Origin of the sequence: uncultured Microbacterium sp. (assembly GCF_947488465.1) — a bacterium.
Taxonomy (GTDB): Bacteria; Actinomycetota; Actinomycetes; order Actinomycetales; family Microbacteriaceae; genus Microbacterium.
The window spans coordinates 1-1,072 of record NZ_CANKZA010000018.1 but is presented as its reverse complement, the minus strand read 5'-3'; the positions used below and the strand labels follow the sequence as shown (position 1 = coordinate 1,072).

The 1,072-nt window shown below is 66.0% G+C and carries 1 protein-coding gene; it reads right to left on the bottom strand.

The features are described 5' to 3' along the window. A complete protein-coding gene (locus Q0653_RS14000) occupies nucleotides 1-975 on the bottom strand; it encodes an IS481 family transposase (protein WP_298945374.1) in 975 nt (324 codons plus the stop codon). Between the last annotated feature and the right edge of the window lie 97 nt (nucleotides 976-1,072).

Below are 1,072 nucleotides of genomic sequence, written 5' to 3'. Positions count from 1 at the left end.
CTAGGTGTACTGACCTCGACCGTTGTTGATTCGGTCGATGGGGGTTTTGCCTCCGATGCCGAGGTGGTGCCTGTCTAGGTTGTAGTGGTCGAGCCAGGTCGTCAACCCTGCTTTTCGGTCGTCGTTCGAGCTCCAGGGGCGGGCGTAGGCCCACTCGGTGGCGAGGGTGCGGTTGAGGCGTTCGACTTTCCCGTTGGTCCAGGGGCAGTGCGGTTTGATGAACCGCTGTCGGATGCCGTGCGCGTCGACCACGGCCTTGAACGCGGCCGAGTGGCGGTAAGCGAACGCGTTGTCGCTGATGACGCGTTCGACCTTGACGCCGAGGCGCGCGTAGAACGCGATCGCCCGCTCGAGCACACCCGCGGCGGTGATGCCTTTCTCGTCGTCGTGGATCTCCGCGTAAGCAACTCGGGAATGGTCGTCGATGACGGTGTGCACGTAGTCGTAACCCAGGCCCCGCTTGCGCGCAGGACGTTGCCCGCGGCCATGCAGACGCCATCCGCCGCCGTCGGGGATACGGCCGAGTTTCTTCACATCAACGTGGATCAGGGACCCGGGATGATCATGCTCGTAACGCTGCGCGGATCGGCGGGTCGCGCGGATCACGGACCCCGTGACCGGGTCCAGCTCCCGCAGCAACGGCACGTGGTGGCGGCGCAACACCCTACCGACCGTTGAGGCCTGCAAGCCGAGCTTGTCAGCGATGAACACCGGCCCACGCCGAGTGAGGTGCCGCATGATCCGCACCCTCGCCTCCACGCACGCTTTGGTCTGGCGAGGGTGGGAGCGGGCGACGCTGGAACGATCGATCAGGCCCGCCGGGCCGCACTCCCGGAACCTGCGCCACCACCGCCACGCGGTCGTGCGGGAGATCCCAATCTCCGCCGCGACGTGCGCGACCGCACGCCCCGACTGGATGCGCTGGACCATGATCAACCTGCCGGCCGGAGTCAGCCGGGCATTAGCGTGGGACACGAGAGACCTCCGTGGACTCGAGGGAACCTAGACAGCTCCAACTCGACTACGGAGGTCTCCCCTACGTCAACAACGATCCGGGTCAGTACACCTAGGC